Origin of the sequence: Sphingosinicella xenopeptidilytica (assembly GCF_042676985.1) — a bacterium.
In the GTDB taxonomy this organism is placed as follows: Bacteria; Pseudomonadota; Alphaproteobacteria; order Sphingomonadales; family Sphingomonadaceae; genus Sphingosinicella; species Sphingosinicella xenopeptidilytica.
The window spans coordinates 285,762-301,764 of record NZ_JBHTIK010000001.1; the positions used below are offsets into that span (position 1 = coordinate 285,762).

At 66.5% G+C, this 16,003-nt stretch carries 16 protein-coding genes; 3 read left to right on the forward strand and 13 right to left on the reverse strand.

What is annotated here, in order from left to right:
• Nucleotide 1: 1 nt before the first annotated feature.
• Together ACFQ00_RS01525 and ACFQ00_RS01530 are read right to left on the reverse strand one after the other, a co-directional pair.
• Complete coding sequence (locus tag ACFQ00_RS01525; RefSeq protein ID WP_381485164.1) at nucleotides 2-931, reverse strand: electron transfer flavoprotein subunit alpha/FixB family protein; 930 nt, start codon at nucleotides 929-931, stop codon at nucleotides 2-4.
• Nucleotides 928-1,677, reverse strand: coding sequence for an electron transfer flavoprotein subunit beta/FixA family protein (locus tag ACFQ00_RS01530; RefSeq protein WP_381485168.1), 750 nt, complete (start codon nucleotides 1,675-1,677; stop codon nucleotides 928-930). Before ACFQ00_RS01530 ends, ACFQ00_RS01525 begins: the two co-directional genes overlap by 4 nt.
• Nucleotides 1,678-1,842: 165 nt before the next feature.
• On the opposite strand from ACFQ00_RS01530, the gene ACFQ00_RS01535 reads away from it, so the two are divergent.
• Complete coding sequence (locus ACFQ00_RS01535; RefSeq protein WP_381485172.1) at nucleotides 1,843-3,846, forward strand: BTAD domain-containing putative transcriptional regulator; 2,004 nt, start codon at nucleotides 1,843-1,845, stop codon at nucleotides 3,844-3,846.
• On the opposite strand, the gene ACFQ00_RS01540 is transcribed toward ACFQ00_RS01535, so the two are convergent.
• The 10 genes from ACFQ00_RS01540 to gluQRS form a co-directional block, all read right to left on the reverse strand.
• Nucleotides 3,818-4,528, reverse strand: coding sequence for a TfuA-like protein (locus tag ACFQ00_RS01540; protein WP_381485175.1), 711 nt, complete (start codon nucleotides 4,526-4,528; stop codon nucleotides 3,818-3,820). The two genes, ACFQ00_RS01535 and ACFQ00_RS01540, sit on opposite strands and share 29 nt — an antisense overlap.
• Nucleotides 4,519-5,703 (reverse strand): YcaO-like family protein, encoded by a 1,185-nt coding sequence (locus tag ACFQ00_RS01545; RefSeq protein ID WP_381485884.1) that lies wholly within the window; start codon nucleotides 5,701-5,703, stop codon nucleotides 4,519-4,521. The genes ACFQ00_RS01540 and ACFQ00_RS01545 overlap by 10 nt, the downstream gene beginning before the upstream one ends.
• A 19-nt stretch (nucleotides 5,704-5,722) precedes the next feature.
• Nucleotides 5,723-5,995 (reverse strand): hypothetical protein, encoded by a 273-nt coding sequence (locus ACFQ00_RS01550; protein ID WP_381485177.1) that lies wholly within the window; start codon nucleotides 5,993-5,995, stop codon nucleotides 5,723-5,725.
• A gap of 84 nt (nucleotides 5,996-6,079) precedes the next feature.
• Nucleotides 6,080-6,310 carry a hypothetical protein gene (locus tag ACFQ00_RS01555; RefSeq protein ID WP_381485180.1) on the reverse strand — a complete coding sequence of 77 codons (231 nt, stop codon included), beginning with the start codon at nucleotides 6,308-6,310 and terminating at the stop codon, nucleotides 6,080-6,082.
• A gap of 130 nt (nucleotides 6,311-6,440) precedes the next feature.
• Nucleotides 6,441-7,403 carry an L-histidine N(alpha)-methyltransferase gene (egtD, locus tag ACFQ00_RS01560; protein ID WP_381485182.1) on the reverse strand — a complete coding sequence of 321 codons (963 nt, stop codon included), beginning with the start codon at nucleotides 7,401-7,403 and terminating at the stop codon, nucleotides 6,441-6,443.
• A gap of 13 nt (nucleotides 7,404-7,416) precedes the next feature.
• Nucleotides 7,417-8,607 carry an ergothioneine biosynthesis protein EgtB gene (egtB, locus tag ACFQ00_RS01565; protein WP_381485185.1) on the reverse strand — a complete coding sequence of 397 codons (1,191 nt, stop codon included), beginning with the start codon at nucleotides 8,605-8,607 and terminating at the stop codon, nucleotides 7,417-7,419.
• Between the two features lie 29 nt (nucleotides 8,608-8,636).
• Complete coding sequence (locus tag ACFQ00_RS01570; RefSeq protein WP_381485188.1) at nucleotides 8,637-9,197, reverse strand: cob(I)yrinic acid a,c-diamide adenosyltransferase; 561 nt, start codon at nucleotides 9,195-9,197, stop codon at nucleotides 8,637-8,639.
• Nucleotides 9,198-9,201: 4 nt separating this feature from the next.
• The gene (locus tag ACFQ00_RS01575; protein WP_381485190.1) at nucleotides 9,202-9,405 is read right to left on the reverse strand and encodes a twin transmembrane helix small protein; all 204 of its coding nucleotides are present in this window, start codon (nucleotides 9,403-9,405) and stop codon (nucleotides 9,202-9,204) included.
• A 55-nt stretch (nucleotides 9,406-9,460) separates the two neighbouring features.
• Entirely contained in the window at nucleotides 9,461-10,441 is a 981-nt protein-coding gene (locus ACFQ00_RS01580) for a DUF481 domain-containing protein (RefSeq protein WP_381485193.1), read from the reverse strand.
• A gap of 57 nt (nucleotides 10,442-10,498) precedes the next feature.
• Nucleotides 10,499-11,320 (reverse strand): tRNA glutamyl-Q(34) synthetase GluQRS, encoded by an 822-nt coding sequence (gene gluQRS, locus ACFQ00_RS01585; protein WP_381485887.1) that lies wholly within the window; start codon nucleotides 11,318-11,320, stop codon nucleotides 10,499-10,501.
• A gap of 196 nt (nucleotides 11,321-11,516) precedes the next feature.
• Between gluQRS and ACFQ00_RS01590 the strand changes: the two genes are divergently transcribed.
• Both ACFQ00_RS01590 and ppc read left to right on the forward strand, forming a co-directional pair.
• Complete coding sequence (locus tag ACFQ00_RS01590) at nucleotides 11,517-12,095, forward strand: HNH endonuclease (RefSeq protein WP_381485196.1); 579 nt, start codon at nucleotides 11,517-11,519, stop codon at nucleotides 12,093-12,095.
• Between the two features lie 47 nt (nucleotides 12,096-12,142).
• Nucleotides 12,143-14,839, forward strand: a complete 2,697-nt coding sequence (gene ppc, locus ACFQ00_RS01595; RefSeq protein ID WP_381485199.1) for a phosphoenolpyruvate carboxylase — start codon at nucleotides 12,143-12,145, stop codon at nucleotides 14,837-14,839.
• Here the strand turns inward: ppc and dapE are convergent.
• On the reverse strand, nucleotides 14,836-15,972 hold the full coding sequence (gene dapE / locus ACFQ00_RS01600) for a succinyl-diaminopimelate desuccinylase (protein WP_381485202.1): 1,137 nt from the start codon (nucleotides 15,970-15,972) through the stop codon (nucleotides 14,836-14,838). The two genes, ppc and dapE, sit on opposite strands and share 4 nt — an antisense overlap.
• Nucleotides 15,973-16,003 lie beyond the last annotated feature (31 nt).

Consider the following 16,003-nt stretch of genomic DNA (forward strand, 5'->3'; position numbering starts at 1 on the left):
CCTACAGCTTCTGCGTGAGTTCGGGAACGATGGTGAAGAGGTCACCGACGAGGCCGAGATCAGCGACCTGGAAGATCGGGGCATCCTCGTCCTTGTTGATGGCGACGATCACCTTCGAGTCCTTCATGCCCGCGAGGTGCTGAATGGCGCCCGAGATGCCGATCGCGACATACAGTTCCGGCGCGACGATCTTGCCGGTCTGGCCGACCTGATAGTCGTTCGGCACGTAGCCCGCGTCGACGGCTGCGCGCGATGCGCCCACAGCCGCGCCAAGCTTGTCGGCGAGCGGGAAGATGACCTGCTGGAACGTGTCGCTGTCCTTCAGCGCGCGGCCGCCCGACACGATGATCTTGGCGGAGGTGAGCTCGGGGCGCTCGAGCTTGGCGATCTCGGCACCGACGAAGCTGGAAAGGCCCGCGTCACCGCTGCCGGAGACTGTCTCGATGCTTGCCGAGCCGCCGTCACCGGCCTTCTCGAAGGCCGTGCCGCGCACGGTGATCACCTTCTTGGCGTCGCCCGACTGCACGGTGGCGATGGCGTTGCCTGCATAGATCGGCCGCTCGAACGTGCTGGCGTCGACGATGCCGGTGATCTCGGAGATCTGCTGCGTATCGAGCTTCGCGGCGACGCGCGGCGCGATGTTCTTGGCCGATGTGGTGGCGGGAGCGACGAGCGCGTCGTAGTTCGCCATCAGGCCTTCGATCAGCGGCGCGACGTTTTCGGCAAGGCCGTTGGCATAGGCCGCATCGTCGGCGAGCAGCACTTTGGAAACGCCTGCGATCTTCGCGGCAGCATCGGCGGCACCCTGCGCGCCCTGGCCTGCGACGAGCACGTGCACATCGCCGCCGAGCTTGCCGGCAGCCGTCACGGCGACGCGGGTCGCGTCCTTGATCGAGGCGTTGTCATGTTCAGCGAGGACGAGGACGCTCATGCGATCGCTCCCATTTCCTTGAGTTTGCCGATGAGAGCGTCGACCGAATCGACCTTGATGCCCGCCTGCCGCTTCGGCGGCTCGCTGACCTTCAGCGTCTTCAGGCGCGGTGTGACGTCGACGCCGTAGTCGGCGGGCGTCTTCGCATCGATCGGCTTGGACTTCGCCTTCATGATGTTCGGCAGCGAGGCATAGCGCGGCTCGTTGAGGCGCAGATCGGTGGTGATGATGGCCGGGGCCTTCAGGCTTACCGTCTCGAGGCCGCCGTCGACTTCGCGCGTCACGTTCACCTTGTCGCCCGCCACTTCAACCTTGGAGGCGAAGGTGCCCTGCGCCCAGCCGAGCAGTGCGGCGAGCATCTGGCCGGTCTGGTTGGCGTCGTCGTCGATCGCCTGCTTGCCGAGGATGATGAGGCCGGGGCCTTCCGCTTCGGCGATTTTCGCGAGGATCTTCGCGACCGCGAGCGGCTCGGTGGAAACGTCGGTGGTGACGAGGATGCCGCGGTCGGCGCCCATCGCGAGCGCGGTGCGCAGCGTTTCCTGGCACTGCTGAACACCGATGGAAACCACGACGATTTCGGTCGCCGCACCCTTTTCCTTCAAGCGGATCGCCTCCTCGACGGCAATCTCGTCGAAGGGGTTCATGCTCATCTTGACGTTGGCAAGTTCGACGCCCGACTGGTCGGACTTCACGCGGGCCTTCACGTTGTAATCGATCACCCGCTTCACGGGCACAAGGATCTTCATCGGCATCCTCCGGAAAGCTGGCCGGCTTCTGGGAGCCGGATCGCGCGACGACCTGCGTCAATGGGACGTATGTGTCAACGGCCAAGGCACGCAACTGACCGTTTGACGTGAAGAATTCGCGTGCCAGAATGGTGCAACTCTAAAAAGAAGCAGTCGGGGTCGGTCGTGAACAGGGAGACATCGCCGGGCGGCGGTGGCGTGCATTTGCGTTTGCAGCTCCTGGGAGAGGTGCGATTCAGCGTCGGCAGTGCGGATGTCACGCCGCGCTCTAAACGTGCGCGCGCGCTCGTTGCGTATCTTGCGCTTTCGCGCGGGTACACGGCCACGCGTGCGCGGCTTGCCGATCTCTTCTGGGGTGATCGTGGCGAAGCGCAGGCGCGCGGCAGCCTCCGGCAATGCCTGCTCGAAGTCCGCAGCGCCGCGGGCGATACCGGCGTCGAGATCCTCTCTTCGGACCGGGAAAGCGTTTCGCTGGGCCATGGCTGGACGAGCGATATCGCCGAGATCGAGATGGCGATGGCGGGGACGTCTGCAAGCATCGCCGATGCGATCGAAGCCGCGGGGCGGGAACAGCTGCTCGGCGGGCTGTTCGTCAGTGATGAGTATGACGAGTGGCTGACGCTCGCCCGCGCCGATTTTGATGCGCGGCTTGCCGATGCGGCGCGGCGCGGCCTTACCCGGGCGATAGAAACCGGCGATGCGGAGTCGGCCCGGCGCATCGCTGATCATTATCTGCTGCGCGATCCGGGCGACGAAGAGGTCACCGTGCTCGCCATGCGTGCCGATGCGATGCGCGGCGCGGCACCGATTGCGCACCGACGATTCCAGAAGCTGCGGGACTACCTTGCTGCCGAACTGGGCACAGTGCCGGGCTCCACCGCGCTCGACGCGCTTGCCGCCGTGGCCAGCGCGCCGGTGGCCGAGCCGGTTGCGCTGGCAGCGCCCGCGCTTCCAGTGCTTCCCGCCCACGATGGCCCGCCGCTGCTGCTGGTGTGCCCCTTCGTCGAAACGGGCTTTGCGAGCAATCTGATGCACCTTGCGGATGGTGTGCGCGAGGAGGTCCTGTCCGGCCTCTCCCGCTTCAAGGATTTGCGCGTGCTGGTGGAAGACCGTATGCCGTCGTCGGACGAGGCGGCGATGTTCGGCGCAGGAACGATCGCCTATGCGCTCACCGCGACGCTCCGGCAATCGGGCACGCACATGCGGGTGACACCGGTGCTGACGCGCCTTTCCGATCGTTCTGTCGTCTGGTCCAACCCCGTGTCGATCGAGGTGGGCGATCTTCAGGAAGCGATCGATGCGATGGTCGATCGGATCATCGGTGCGGTGACGCCGCGCGTCGAGCGCGATGCCGTTCCGCGCGCGCAGCCGGGTGCTGTCTACGACCGTTACCTCGTTGCCCGCCACCGTGCGCGGACGGCGGCCACGCTCGATGAAGCGAAAGCGGCGGCCGATCTTCTCGAAGGCGTGATCGCCGACGCGCCGGAGCTCGCGGTCGCCTATCCGCATCTCATTCGGCTCTACAACACCAACTATTTCTACAAGATCGCAGGCATCGATCCGGCGCCGAACCGGGTTCGTGCCTTCGAGCTCGCGAAAACAGCGCTGTCGCTCGATCGCGGCCACATCCACGGCTACACGGTGATGGGCTGGTGCCAGCTCTGGCGCGGCGGATGGGATGCCGCGCGCGCGCATTTCGAACAGGCGGTGGAGCTTAATCCCTACCATTCGGAGCGCATCAAGGAGGCAGCCTTCGGCCTCATTTTCCTCGGCGAACATGCGAAGGGCGGCGATTATCTGCAGCGCTGCCTCGATCTCGATCCGCTGCCCAACGACAATTTCTTCGAAGACCTCGGCTTCCTCAAGCTGATGCAGCGGAGGCCTGACGAGGCCGTGGCCTACTTCGACCTGATCGTGGAGCCGACGCTGTTCGCCGATCTCTACGGCGTGCTTGCAAGCTGCGCGGTCGGGCATCCCGCGGGACAGGCGATGGCGGCCGCGTGGCGGCAGCGCATCGCAGCCATCTGGTCGCCCGACGTGCCGATGACGGACGGCAACATGATGTCGTGGCTGCACACGCACCTGCCGTTCCGGAAGCCCGAACACTGGTCGTTATTCTCGTCCTACCTTGGCCCCGTGCTCAGGGACGCTCATCCCGAAGCCGCTTGAGGAACAGCGTTTCGGGCGGCGGCTCGCGACGGCAGGGGGTGAATGGCGTGGCGAGTGCTGCGGCGATGGCGCCTTGCGCGTCGAGAGCCTTCTGCGAAACGAAGCCGGTCGGCAGCCACGCCGCGAACCGCTCTGCGCGGTCCGGTAGCAGCTCTGCGGCGGCAGCGATCAGCCCGGGTATCGTGCGGTTCTTGAAGAAGATGGCGTGCGACGCGGTGCGAAGGCGCCGAGCCTCGTCCCCTGTCAGCACGCGGTCGCGAAGCGCGGCAGCGAGCGTTCGGCGCACGTCGACCTGCGCCAGCGAAAGCGCGCGGTGGCCCAAGGCGCTCGGCGCGTGCGCCACCGCCACCTCATCGTCCCCGATAATGCGCCCGGCGGCATAGGCGTGCGCGATGGCGCCTTCGGGGCGCATCCCGAAGCGATGAAGCTCTGCGGCGCGGAGCGCGCCAAGGCTTGCCGCCCCCCACACATCGAAGCCTTCAGCGAGCAGCACGAGGATCTCCTTGTGCCACGGCGCTCTGGCCGCTTCGAAGATGCCGTCGATAAGCAGCACGCGGTGCGGCGGCTGTTTGGCGAGCGCGAGCATGTCGCCGGCGCTGGCTGGGGGAAGGTATGTGACGGTATCGGCAGCGGGACGATTTGCGGAGGGGAGCGTCGGGCCGATGTATACGCTTAAAGGCATTGTTCGGCGCCCAGCATTCCCGGCATCCACAGCCGTACGACGCTGACGCTGCGGCAGGGCGGGGAGAGGTCGCAGCGCAGCATGTTCCGTACGCTGCCTTCGGCAAGGCGCACGCACAGCGCATCAAGCCCGGGGCGCGCTGAATAGGCATCGCGCACGCGGCGCCAATCCGTGTTTTGACCCGTCGGTGCACCGAGTGCCTGGTGCCCGGCTTGCGTTGGCTCCTCGGGCATGATGTCGTCGCGCGCACCGCTGATGATGGTGAGGCGAGACTGCGCTGCCTCCGCAAAGGCGCGGAACAGCGCGTCGTCGGGATCGGGGCGGCACGCGGCGCCGAGAAACGACGGCGCGTAACCCGGATCATCGAGACGGCACATCACCACGGGGAGCCGGCCCGCGCCCTCAACCACATATACGGCAGTGGCGATGCCAAGGTCCGCGAGATGCTCCGTGAGCGCGTGGAACCACGGCGCCTCGATCGTTTCAGGATCGACGCGCGCGCGCGCCTGCCCGGCCATGCCGCTCTTCAGCCACCAAGCTTGTGCGTCGCGCTCGATGCGTTCGAGAAGCGCCGCGACGGTGGCGTCCTCAAGGCTCGCTCCCGCACCAAGGCCAAGGCTCGAGCGCGCGAAAGGACTGTCGCCATCGAAGGTGAAATCCACCGAAACCGTATCGAACGGGACGAAGATGCGGCCGCCTTCCGGGAAGCGCTCCGCCGCGTGCCAGCGGACGGGCGCGTCCGGCCACTGCGTTCGGCTCGGCCGGACCTCACCGTAGTCGAGGAAGCGGGGCAGGCGTACGTCTTCGGGAAGATCGTCAAAACGGCAGCAAGGCCCGTCTGCCTGCACCAACTCCGCACAAGCCCCCTCGATCGCCTCCATCACGGCGGAAATGCGCGCGTCGGCCTCGCGTCGCCCTTTGCCCTGATGTACGGCGAGCGACCGGCTCATCGGCCGCACCGCTTGAAACACCGGCAAGCCGATGCGATCGAGGTGCGTGACCTCACCGATCCGGGTAATGCCTGCCCAATCGAGCACCGGGCCGAGCTGCGACAGCAGCACTGCGGAATCGACCTGCCGCCAACGGTCCGAGGGCGGCACCAGCGTCAGCCATTCGGGAAGCCGTCGGGCATAATCATCCGTTCGCCGCCGGGCGTCGGCAGCGTTACCGTGCATCACGAGCCGGCGATCCGCTCTAGTTGTCGCCGCCCCAAGTCTGCTGGAAGGACATGACGTTGTTGGCCTTCGGCAGCTTGACCGCCTCGACCGCATCGCCGGCCTTCTTCGCGGCCTCGAAGATGCGAACGAGGTTCTCGATGTCGGTCTTTTCCTGCGCGGTCTTCGCCTTCGCAAGATCGTAGGTGGCGACCGACTGGGTGACGTAATAGGTGCCGCCATCCTTGATGATGAAGGTCGGGTCGCTGGAGCCGCCGAGCTGAACGCGCGTTATCGTCGGGGGTACACTCATGGTTTCTGCCTCCTGCCTGATGGATTCAGTCCACATTGCCTACGTCCGGCGCCAGAAAAGCGCCAGAGACAAAGAGGGTGAACATCAGATTTCAAGGAGGTTGGTGAAGTGGATATCCTCTTCCTCCGCGCACTTTCCGATCCGGATCCGGCTCGGCCGGTGCTCGGCAAGGAAAAGGCGCGGCGCAGCGTCGGCGCCGGTAAGCATCGCGGGCGCGCCGGGCATGTTGACAGCGCGGCTTGCAGGTGCGGTGGCGTTGAACGCGGCGGCGGCAAGCGCGGCGGCAACGAGAATGCGCTTGAGATCGGACGGCATCGGTTCGTACTTTCAAAGGAGAATTTCGTGCCGGCAGCGGCTGCGACCACCACCACCGACACGTGCTCTTCTAGGCTGCCAGCGTCAGCCGCCCCGCAAACGCTCCGTCAGATCATCGTCAAATCGCGGCTCAGGGCTCCATTATGTCCGCGCCGCCGCGCCAGAGGTGCAGGCTGAACAGGCCGCGCGCATCGGTCCAGTAACGGACAGGCCGCCATCCGGCGGCGCGCGCGAGGAGGCGTGCCTCCTCGATCGTGTATTTGTGGCTGTTCTCGGTATGGATCGTCTCGCCTTCGCGAAGACTGAATGTTTCGCCGGCCGCATGGAAGCGCACGTCGCGTGTCGCGGCGAGGTGCATTTCGATACGGCCGAGATCGTCGTTCCACAGCGCGCAGTGTTCGAAGGCGTCCAGCGGGATATCGCCGCCGAGCTCGCGGTTGATGCGCGCCAGCAGGTTGAGATTGAACGCTGAGGTTACGCCTGCGGAATCGTCATACGCCGCCTCGATGAGGCGCGGGTTTTTGCGCAGGTCGATGCCGATGGCGAGCCACGGCGCTTCTCCGAGCGTGGCGCGGAACGCGCGCAGCAGGTCGACGGCAGCGGCGTGCGTGAGGTTGCCGATGGTGGAACCGGGGAAGAAGCCGATCATCGGGCGGCCCCGGGCGGCGCGGGGAAGTGCGATCGGCTTCGTGAAGTCCGCCGCAACCGGCAGGATATCGAGACCGGGCAGAAGGCGCGCCAACCCGGCGGCCGCATCGCGCAGGAAGTCCGCGGAAATATCGATCGGCACGTAAGCGGCGGCCCGCACAGCCTCCACGAACACCGGGGTTTTCGTCGAGGAGCCAGAACCGAACTCCACAACCACCTTGCCGGTGCCAGCGATCCGGCCGATTTCATGGGCGTACGCATCCAGAAGGCCGGTTTCGGTGCGGGTTGGGTAATATTCGGGAAGCGTAGTGATCGCTTCGAAAAGCTCGGAACCCTGCCAATCATAGAGGTAGCGCGCCGGGATCACCTTGCGGGGCTGGGACAGGCCTCGCACCACGGCATCCGCGAAATCGTCCTTCAGCAGGGCTTCTGTTGCTGACGTCATGACGCATCCGTTCCTAAATGTCCTTCGCCAGCCGAACGCCGGTGAATTGCCAGCGCTGGTGGGGATAGAAGAAGTTGCGGTAGGTGGGGCGAGCGTGGCTTGCCGGGGTCGCGCATGAAGAGCCGCGCAGCACGAACTGCCCGCACATGAACTTCCCATTGTACTCACTGACAGCGCCCGCCTCCGGACGGAAGCCGGGATAGGCAGCGTAGGCGCTTTGGGTCCATTGCCAGCAGGTGCCGAACATTTGGGAAAGTGCCGTGTTTTCGGCGATCGCTTCCCATTCCGCCTCGCGCGGCAGGCGCGCGCCAGCCCAGCGCGCGAAAGCATCGGCCTCGAAATAACTGACATGTGTCGCCGGTGCGGCGGCATCGACGGGTTGCCGCCCGGAGAGCGTCATCGTGGACCAGCCGCCGTCTTCGCGGCGCCAATAGAGCGGAGCCGTGATGTCATCGCGCTCTACCCATGCCCATCCGTCCGAAAGCCAGAGCGTTGGCGTGCGATAGCCGCCGTCATCGATGAACGTTGCCCATTCGGCGTTCGTCACAAGCCGCGACCCGAGCGCGAAGGGTTGCAACAGCACGGGATGCCGGGGCGTTTCGCAGTCGAACGCAAACCCATCTTCATCGTGGCCGATGGAAACGATACCGCCGGGATGCGCCAGCCAATCATGGGCATCGGCGTTTGCCGCCGGGAACGGAGCGTCCTCCGCATAGACGGGCGCGAGGGGGTTTTCCGAGAACAGGTGCAATATGTCGGTCAGCAGCAGTTCCTGATGCTGCTGCTCGTGGTGACAGCCGAGCAGAACGAGTGCCCGCGCGGCGTCCGGCAGATCATCGAGCGCGCGCTCCAGCGCGGCATCGACGTGCGCGCGCCACGCTAGCACTTCGGAAAGCGCCGGTCGCGTCAGGAGTCCACGCCGGTCGCGGCGGAGGCGCGGCCCGGCGGCTTCGTAATAGCTGTTGAACAGAAACCCGTATGCCGGATCGAACACGCGGTAGTCGGGCACGTGTGGCGTCAGCACGAAGGTTTCGAAGAACCATGTCGTGTGCGCGAGGTGCCATTTCGCGGGACTTGCATCCGGCATCGACTGCGCGCTTGAGTCGGCGTCCGAAAGCGGCGCGGCGAGATCGAGGCTGTGCCGCCGCGTCTCGCGGAGAAACTGGCGGAGTGCGGCGTGCGCCGAAACCGTTCGTGAAGCCATGCGCCCTCCCCGTTCGGGAAGGGCCGCGTTCAGGCGTCCCGGTTGGCGCCCGGAACCCAGAGCACGTCAGCCCTGCCCTTGTCGTTGCAGTGACGTGCCATGACAAACAAATGATCGGACAAACGGTTCAAATATTTGATCGGCAGATCGCCGATCGCATCCGTCTCGTTCGCTTCCACGGCGATGCGTTCGGCACGGCGGACGACGGTGCGCGCGACGTGGAGATGCGCGGCAAGCGCCGATCCCCCGGGCAGGATGAAGCTCGTGAGCGGTTCCAGATCGGCGTTCATCGCATCAATTTCGCGCTCCAGCCGATCAACCTGTGCCTGTGTGACGCGGAGTGCGCCGGTAATCTCTCCTGGCGTGGCGAGATCGGCGCCGAGATCGAACAGATCGTTCTGGATGCGCGCGAGCATCGCATCCTCCGCGCCTTCGGCATGGAGCCGCGCGACGCCGATCGCGCTGTTCGCCTCGTCGGCGGTGCCGTAAGCGGCGACGCGCGCATCGTGCTTGGCGCGGCGGCTGCCATCGACGAGGCCGGTGGTGCCGTCGTCTCCCGTGCGTGTGTAGATCTTGTTGAGCTTGACCATGAAATCAGCCGCCGTTTCGGGTCATCATGATGAGGATGATGACGAGCACGACGGTGATGCCCTGCAGCAGCACGCGGTAGCTCATCAGCTTGTTCGATTGCTGGCCGGTGATATCTTTGCCGCGCGCCATCACGATGATGCCGCGCACGAGGACGGCCGCGGTCGCGAGCGCGCCAAGCACGATGAGGGCGATGACGAGTCCGGTCATTCCCCGAGACTAATACGGGTTTCGGCGCGCATGTCACGCTGCCGTATGCCCGCGCTCAGAATTTGTAGACGAGGCTGGCGCGCGTCACCGTATCGGTCTTCACGCGGTCGTCGGGCGGATCGGTCTCGTGCTTCACGTCGAACGAAAGGCGCGTCGAAAGACTGCCGACGAGCTTCGTGGTGAGCGCGCTGTTGGCGAACAGCGTGTCGTTGCCGCTACCTACGATGAATCCCGCATCCTCGGTGAAGATAAGATCGCCGACGATGGTCCAGCGCAGGTTGGTTTTGCCGCGTACGCTGAGCTCGTTCCGGCTCCGATCGGCATCGGGCTCCAGTTCGTCGAAGACGAAACGCGTCTGCCGGAGCGCGGGGCCGCCTTCGAGCGCAAGCCGCAGGCGCGGGCGCTCCGCCGCGATCCAGCCGAAACCGGCGGATTCGGTGAAGCGGCGGCTGAAACCTGCGAAGCGATCGTTTTCCCAGCCAACAAAGCCGAAGGTGTAGAAGCGCGGGCTGAAGCGGTGATCCGCCTGATACGAGGCGCCATAACGCTCGCGGGTTCGTTCGCCATCCGATTCCTGGAAATCGGCTTCGGCGAACAGGCGGTGTCGCCACGTGAGGCCTTGTTTCACGAGATCGATCTTGCCGGAGGCGCCCTGCTGATCGGTGTTACCGGTGGTGAAGGTTGCGCCGAGCGCGGCCTCGCCCTCCCAGCCGTTTGTGAAGCCCTGCGTTGCCAGAATCCGGCGGCGCTGCTTCTCGGCCTCCTGCACGGCACGGATTTCCGAAACCAGCGCGTCGATCTCCGCCATCGCCTGCGGCTGCGTGCGGCGGGCGAGCGCCGCGATCGTATCGAGCTGGCCGGGCTCGGCGGCGCGGATCATCTCGGCGACGGGCGCGGGGAGGACGCCTTCGGTGGGTTTGTCTTCAGCCGACGATTCGGCGGGGGGATCGGCGGGCGCCTCGACGGGCAGGGCCGTCTGCGCGGCCGAAGTTGCCGCCGCAATGGAAAAGGGAGCGGCGAGCGCGATACGCCACACGTGTCGATCTCCTTCTTTTCGCCCCCCGGCGCGAACCGCCTAACAAAAGTCTGCGTGTCAGGCAAAACCAAGCTGATGCTTTATCGCCTCGGGCGGAACGCCGCGTGCGCGAAGCTCGGCTAGTGTCTCGGCGCGGTCGCGCTTGGCAAGGCGCTTGCCTTCCGGGCCCGTGAGCAGCGGATGGTGGTGGTAGCGCGGCGTCGGCAGGCTGAGCAGGCCCTGCAGCAGCCGGTGGATGTGCGTCGCAGAAAACAGATCCTCGCCGCGTACGACGTCGGTAACACCCTGCAGTGCGTCGTCGACAGTGACCGAGAGGTGGTAGCTGGTGCCTGCATCCTTGCGCGCGAGCACGACGTCGCCTTCCGTCTCGGGCGTTGCCGCGATCTCGCCCTGCACTGCGTCGTGCCACGAAAGCGGCCCAGTGATGGCGGCGGCGCGGGCGACGTCGAGGCGCCACGCGTGCGGCTCCGCCATGCGCCGTGCGCGCGTTTGCGCATCCAGCGCGCGGCAGGTGCCCGGGTAGAGCGGCTGCGCGCCGTGCGGGGCGGTGGCCGCGGCGGCAATGTCCGCGCGCGTGCAGAAGCAGGGATATACCACACCCGCCGCCTGCAGCCGCGCGAGCGCTGCGGCATAATCCTCCATGTGTTCAGACTGGCGGCGCACGGGCGCCTCCCATGTGAGGCCGAGCCAGGCGAGATCTTCGAAAATGCCGTCCACGAACTCGGCGCGGCAGCGCCCGGTATCGATATCCTCGATGCGCAGCAGGAAGCGGCCGCCGTGCACCCCGGCGAAGCGGAACGCCGTGAGTGCTGAGAAGGCGTGGCCCAAATGCAGTCGCCCCGTGGGGCTCGGCGCGAAGCGCGTGACGACCGTTATGATGGACTCCTCGAAATTCTTGGCGCAGTCTGCACAAAGCGCATTGACCTCACCCCAGATCAAGTGGTGTCATAGCGGCGACACACAATACGCTGTATGGTGCGTGCAGTAAGGTTGCGGACGGCCGGTGCGGCCGCCTTGCGTGCGACAGGGTACGGGTAGCGCCCCGGCAGTCCGCGAAAATGCGGACTGGGGCTTGATGTATACGACCGAACTTCTCGATGCGCGTGCGGTTTCGCCGGAAAGTTGCCCGGCGCTGGTGCTGAATGCCGATTATACGCCGCTTTCCTATTATCCGCTCAGTCTGTGGTCGTGGCAGACCGCGATCAAGGCGGCATTCCTCGATCGGGTCTCGGTCGTCGCCGAATACGACCGTGTGGTGCATAGCCCGCGCTTCGCGATGCGGCTGCCCTCGGTGATCGCGCTTCGGGATTATGTGAAGCCGTCGTCGCACCCGGCATTCACGCGCTTCAACCTGTTCCTGCGCGATCGATTCAGCTGCCAGTATTGCGGCGGGCGGCACGATCTCACCTTCGATCATGTCGTGCCGCGTGCCTACGGCGGGCGCACGACATGGGCGAACGTCACCACGGCGTGCGCGCCCTGCAACCTGCGCAAGGGCGGGCGCACGCCGGCGGAGGCGCACATGGCGCTGCGCTCGGCGCCGCGCCAGCCGACCGCGCACGAACTGCAGGTGAACGGGCGCGCGTTTCCGCCGCATCACCTGCATGAAACGTGGCGCGATTACCTCTATTGGGACACCGAACTCGAAGCCTGAGGCGATCTCCTGTTGCGGTGCAGCATCGGGGGCAATAGCCTTGGGGCATGAGCCCCTTTCCGCTTCGCCAGCCCGCTATGCTTTCTGACCGCGACGAGGTCCGCCACCTCGGGCGGCTTCTCGGCGACGTCATCCGCGATTTCGACGGCAAGGCCGCGTTCGACACGATCGAGGCGTTGCGGCAGGCCTCGGTCGCGGTGCACCGCGACGACGGGCCGGAACGGCGCGCGGAACTGGCGCGGCTGCTCGCCGGGCTGAGCCTCGACGATGCGGTGCGCTTCATCCGCGGCTTCCTCAACTTCTCGCTGCTCGCGAACATCGCCGAGGACCGGCAGGCGGGACTTGTGCCGGAGGGATCGGAAACCCGCCCCGAACGCCTTGAAGGTGCGCTCGCTGAACTTGCGCGCCACGGCATCGCGCCGGGGGAGGTTGCGGCGACGCTCGCGGGTGCGCTCATCTCGCCCGTGCTCACCGCGCACCCGACCGAGGTGCGGCGCAAGAGCGTGATCGACCGTGAAAGCGCCATCGCCGAACTCGTCGCGCGCCGTCCTTCCGCGGACGCGCAGGCCGTGGATGCGGAGCTTTACCGCCAGATCGCGCTGCTCTGGCAGACACGCCCGCTGCGCGCGGTGCGCCTGCTTGTCGTCGACGAGATCGCGAACGTGCTCTCTGTGATGCGCGACAGCCTGCTGCCGGTGCTGCCCGCGCTGCACCGCCGCGCCGAGGCGCTGATGGGCGCCGAGGTCGGCAGTTTTCTGAAGCCGGGAAGCTGGATCGGCGGCGACCGCGACGGCAACCCGTTCGTTACCGCCGAAACGCTGAGGGCTGCGCTTGGGGGTCAGGCGCGCGCGGCGCTGCAATATTATCTGGACGAAGTGCACCGGCTCGGCGCCGAGCTTTCGATCAGCGCCTCGATCGCGGGCATCACGCCGGACCTTGCGGCGCTCGCCGACGAAAGCGGCGACGAGTCCCCGCACCGGCAGGACGAGCCTTATCGCCGTGCGCTTTCGGGCATCTATGCGCGGCTCGCCGAGACCCATGCGGAGCTGACGGGCACACGCCCGCCGCGCGCCTCGACGCTGATTGCGGAGAGCTATGCCGCGCCTGCTGCACTGATCGCCGATCTGGAGGTGGTACGCGCGAGCCTCGTGTCGCATGGCGGCGAGCGGCTTGTGGGTAGTCGTCTCGACGATCTCGTGCGCGCGGTGCGCATCTTCGGTTTCCACCTCGCCTCGCTCGACATGCGGCAGAACAGCGGCATCCACCGCGCCGTCGTCGCGGAGCTGCTCCGCGAGGCGGGCGTGTGCGGCGATTACGAAGCGCTGGGGCCGGAGGAGCGCACCGCGCTGCTGCGCCGCGAACTCGCGCACCGGCGTCTGCTCGGCGGTCCATTCGCCGCCTATTCGGACCTCGCGCAAAGCGAACTCGCCATCCTGCGCGCGGCTGCCGAAGCGCACGCGCGCTACGGTCCGGCCGCCGTTCGCAACTACGTGATCTCGCACTCGACCTGCGTCGCCGATCTGTTCGAGGTGTACCTGCTCCTGAAGGAAGTCGGCCTCTATCGCCCCGGCGATGTTCCGGCATGTGACGTCATGGTGTCGCCGCTGTTCGAGACGATCGAGGATCTCGAAGCCGCGCCCGCCGTGATGCGCGCCTTCCTGTCGATGCCGGAAGCGCAGGCGCTCGCTGATGCGCGCGGCGGCGTGCAGGAAGTGATGATCGGCTATTCGGACAGCAACAAGGACGGCGGCTACCTGACGTCGAGCTGGGCGCTGTTCGAAGCATCGCAGGCGCTCGCCGACGTGTTCGCCGAGGCGGGCGTGCGGCTGCAGCTGTTCCACGGGCGCGGCGGCACGGTGGGGCGTGGTGGCGGCTCGGCGTTCGCGGGCATCCGCGCGCAGCCGCCGGGCACGGTCGGCGCGCGTATCCGCATCACGGAGCAGGGCGAGGTGATTGCCTCCAAATACGGCACGCCCGCGCTCGCTGCGCTCAGCCTCGAAACCATGACGTCAGCGACATTGCTCGCGACGCTGGCGCCGCCTGAAACCGATCCCGCCGACCTCGCCCGCTTCCGCGCCGCGATGGAGACGCTGAGCGACGCGGCGCGCGCGGCGTATCGCGGGCTTGTTTACGAGACGCCCGGCTTCAACACCTATTTCCGCGCAGCAACGCCCGTGGGCGAGATCGCCGAACTCAAGATCGGCTCGCGGCCGTCGTCGCGCACGAAGTCCGACCGGATCGAGGATCTGCGCGCGATCCCGTGGGTGTTCAGCTGGTCGCAATCGCGCGTGATGCTGCCCGGCTGGTATGGCGTCGGCGCGGCGCTTGCGGGGTTTGAGGACAAGGGGCTGCTGCGCGCGATGAACGCCGAGTGGCCGTTCTTCGCGGCGACACTTTCGAACATGGGAATGGTGCTCGCGAAGTCCGATATCGACATCGCCGCGCTCTACAGCGATCTCGTGGAAGACGAGGCGCTGCGGGCCACGGTGTTCGGCGCTATCAGCACGGGTTGGCACAGCACGCGGGGTGCGCTGCTGGAGATCACGGGCAAGACCGATGTGCTTGGCGACGATCCCGTGCTCGCGCGACGTATCCGGATGCGGCTGCCCTACATCGAGCCGCTGAATGCGCTGCAGGTGGAACTCATCCGCCGCTACCGGCGCGGCGAGACCGATGCGCGCGTGCGCGAAGGCATCCACCTCACCATCAACGGCATCGCCGCAGGTCTGCGTAACAGCGGTTAGGCGAAATACTCGCGGAGGATGCGCCCGTAGATGCGGGTGAGCGCGTGGAGATCATCCACCGCGACATGCTCGTCGACCTTGTGCATCGACTGGCCGGGTAGGCCGAATTCGACGACCGGGCAGAGGCGCCGGATGAAGCGCGCGTCGGATGTGCCGCCGCTTGTCGAAAACTCGGTTTCGACACCGGTTTCGGCGCGGATCGCATCGGCGAGAAGCGCACTGAAATCACCGGGTTCGGTGAGGAAGGCCTCACCGGAAATCTTCGCCTCGACGCTTGCACCGGCCGTCTCGCGCGCGGCGACCTTTTCGATCCACTGCACGAGGCCCGCGCCTGTATGCTCGTCGTTGAAACGGATGTTGAGCCGCGCTTCGGCGGTCGCTGGGATCACGTTTGTTGCTGGGTTGCCGACGGTCATGTCGGTGACTTCGAGGTTCGACGGATCGAACCACGCATTGCCGATATCAAGCTCGCGCGCCTGCAGCGCGTGGAGAATGTTGACGAGGTGACGGACGGGATTGTCGGCCATGTGCGGATAAGCGACGTGGCCTTGCGCGCCCTGCACACGAATCCACACGTTCACCGATCCGCGCCGCCCGATCTTCACCATGTCGCCGAGGCGGTGGCGGCTGGTGGGTTCGCCGACGAGGCAGTGATCGGGGACGTTGCCGGTCGCCTCCATCCAGTCGAGCAGCGGCTTGGTGCCGAACGTGGCCGGGCCTTCCTCGTCGCCGGTGATGACGAAGCTGAGCGAACCCTGCGTGGGAATATTCCCGGCCGCCGCCGCGACGAACGCGGCGATGGCGCCCTTCATGTCGGCGGCGCCGCGCCCGACGAGCTGGCCATTTCGCACTTCGGCGGCGAACGGCTCCACGGACCAGCCGTCACGGTTGCCTACCGGCACGACATCGGTGTGCCCGGCGAAGGCGAAATGAGGACCACCGCTCCCGATCCGCGCGAACAGATTGTGCACGGGGCCGTCGGGCGCCTCGCCCCACACGTGCCGCCACACCTTGAAGCCGATCGCCTCCAGCGTTTCGGCAAGCACGGCCTGCGCGCCCTCGTCGCGCGGGGTGATGCTGGGGCAGTGGATGAGCGCACGGGTGAGCGCGAGCGGATCGATGGCAGCGGACATGAGAGGTGCTTATAGTGGCGCCGCTGGGTTA

Excerpts from the sequence above, each read along its gene's own strand:
- ACFQ00_RS01525 (WP_381485164.1), bottom strand. The coding sequence starts at position 931 with ATGAGCGTCCTCGTCCTCGCTGAACATGACAACGCCTCGATCAAGGAC.
- ACFQ00_RS01530 (WP_381485168.1), bottom strand. The coding sequence starts at position 1,677 with ATGAAGATCCTTGTGCCCGTGAAGCGGGTGATCGATTACAACGTGAAG.
- ACFQ00_RS01540 (WP_381485175.1), bottom strand. The coding sequence starts at position 4,528 with ATGCCTTTAAGCGTATACATCGGCCCGACGCTCCCCTCCGCAAATCGT.
- ACFQ00_RS01545 (WP_381485884.1), bottom strand. The coding sequence starts at position 5,703 with ATGCACGGTAACGCTGCCGACGCCCGGCGGCGAACGGATGATTATGCC.
- ACFQ00_RS01550 (WP_381485177.1), bottom strand. The coding sequence starts at position 5,995 with ATGAGTGTACCCCCGACGATAACGCGCGTTCAGCTCGGCGGCTCCAGC.
- ACFQ00_RS01555 (WP_381485180.1), bottom strand. The coding sequence starts at position 6,310 with ATGCCGTCCGATCTCAAGCGCATTCTCGTTGCCGCCGCGCTTGCCGCC.
- egtD (WP_381485182.1), bottom strand. The coding sequence starts at position 7,403 with ATGACGTCAGCAACAGAAGCCCTGCTGAAGGACGATTTCGCGGATGCC.
- egtB (WP_381485185.1), bottom strand. The coding sequence starts at position 8,607 with ATGGCTTCACGAACGGTTTCGGCGCACGCCGCACTCCGCCAGTTTCTC.
- ACFQ00_RS01570 (WP_381485188.1), bottom strand. The coding sequence starts at position 9,197 with ATGGTCAAGCTCAACAAGATCTACACACGCACGGGAGACGACGGCACC.
- ACFQ00_RS01575 (WP_381485190.1), bottom strand. The coding sequence starts at position 9,405 with ATGACCGGACTCGTCATCGCCCTCATCGTGCTTGGCGCGCTCGCGACC.
- ACFQ00_RS01590 (WP_381485196.1), top strand. The coding sequence starts at position 11,517 with ATGTATACGACCGAACTTCTCGATGCGCGTGCGGTTTCGCCGGAAAGT.
- ppc (WP_381485199.1), top strand. The coding sequence starts at position 12,143 with ATGAGCCCCTTTCCGCTTCGCCAGCCCGCTATGCTTTCTGACCGCGAC.
- dapE (WP_381485202.1), bottom strand. The coding sequence starts at position 15,972 with ATGTCCGCTGCCATCGATCCGCTCGCGCTCACCCGTGCGCTCATCCAC.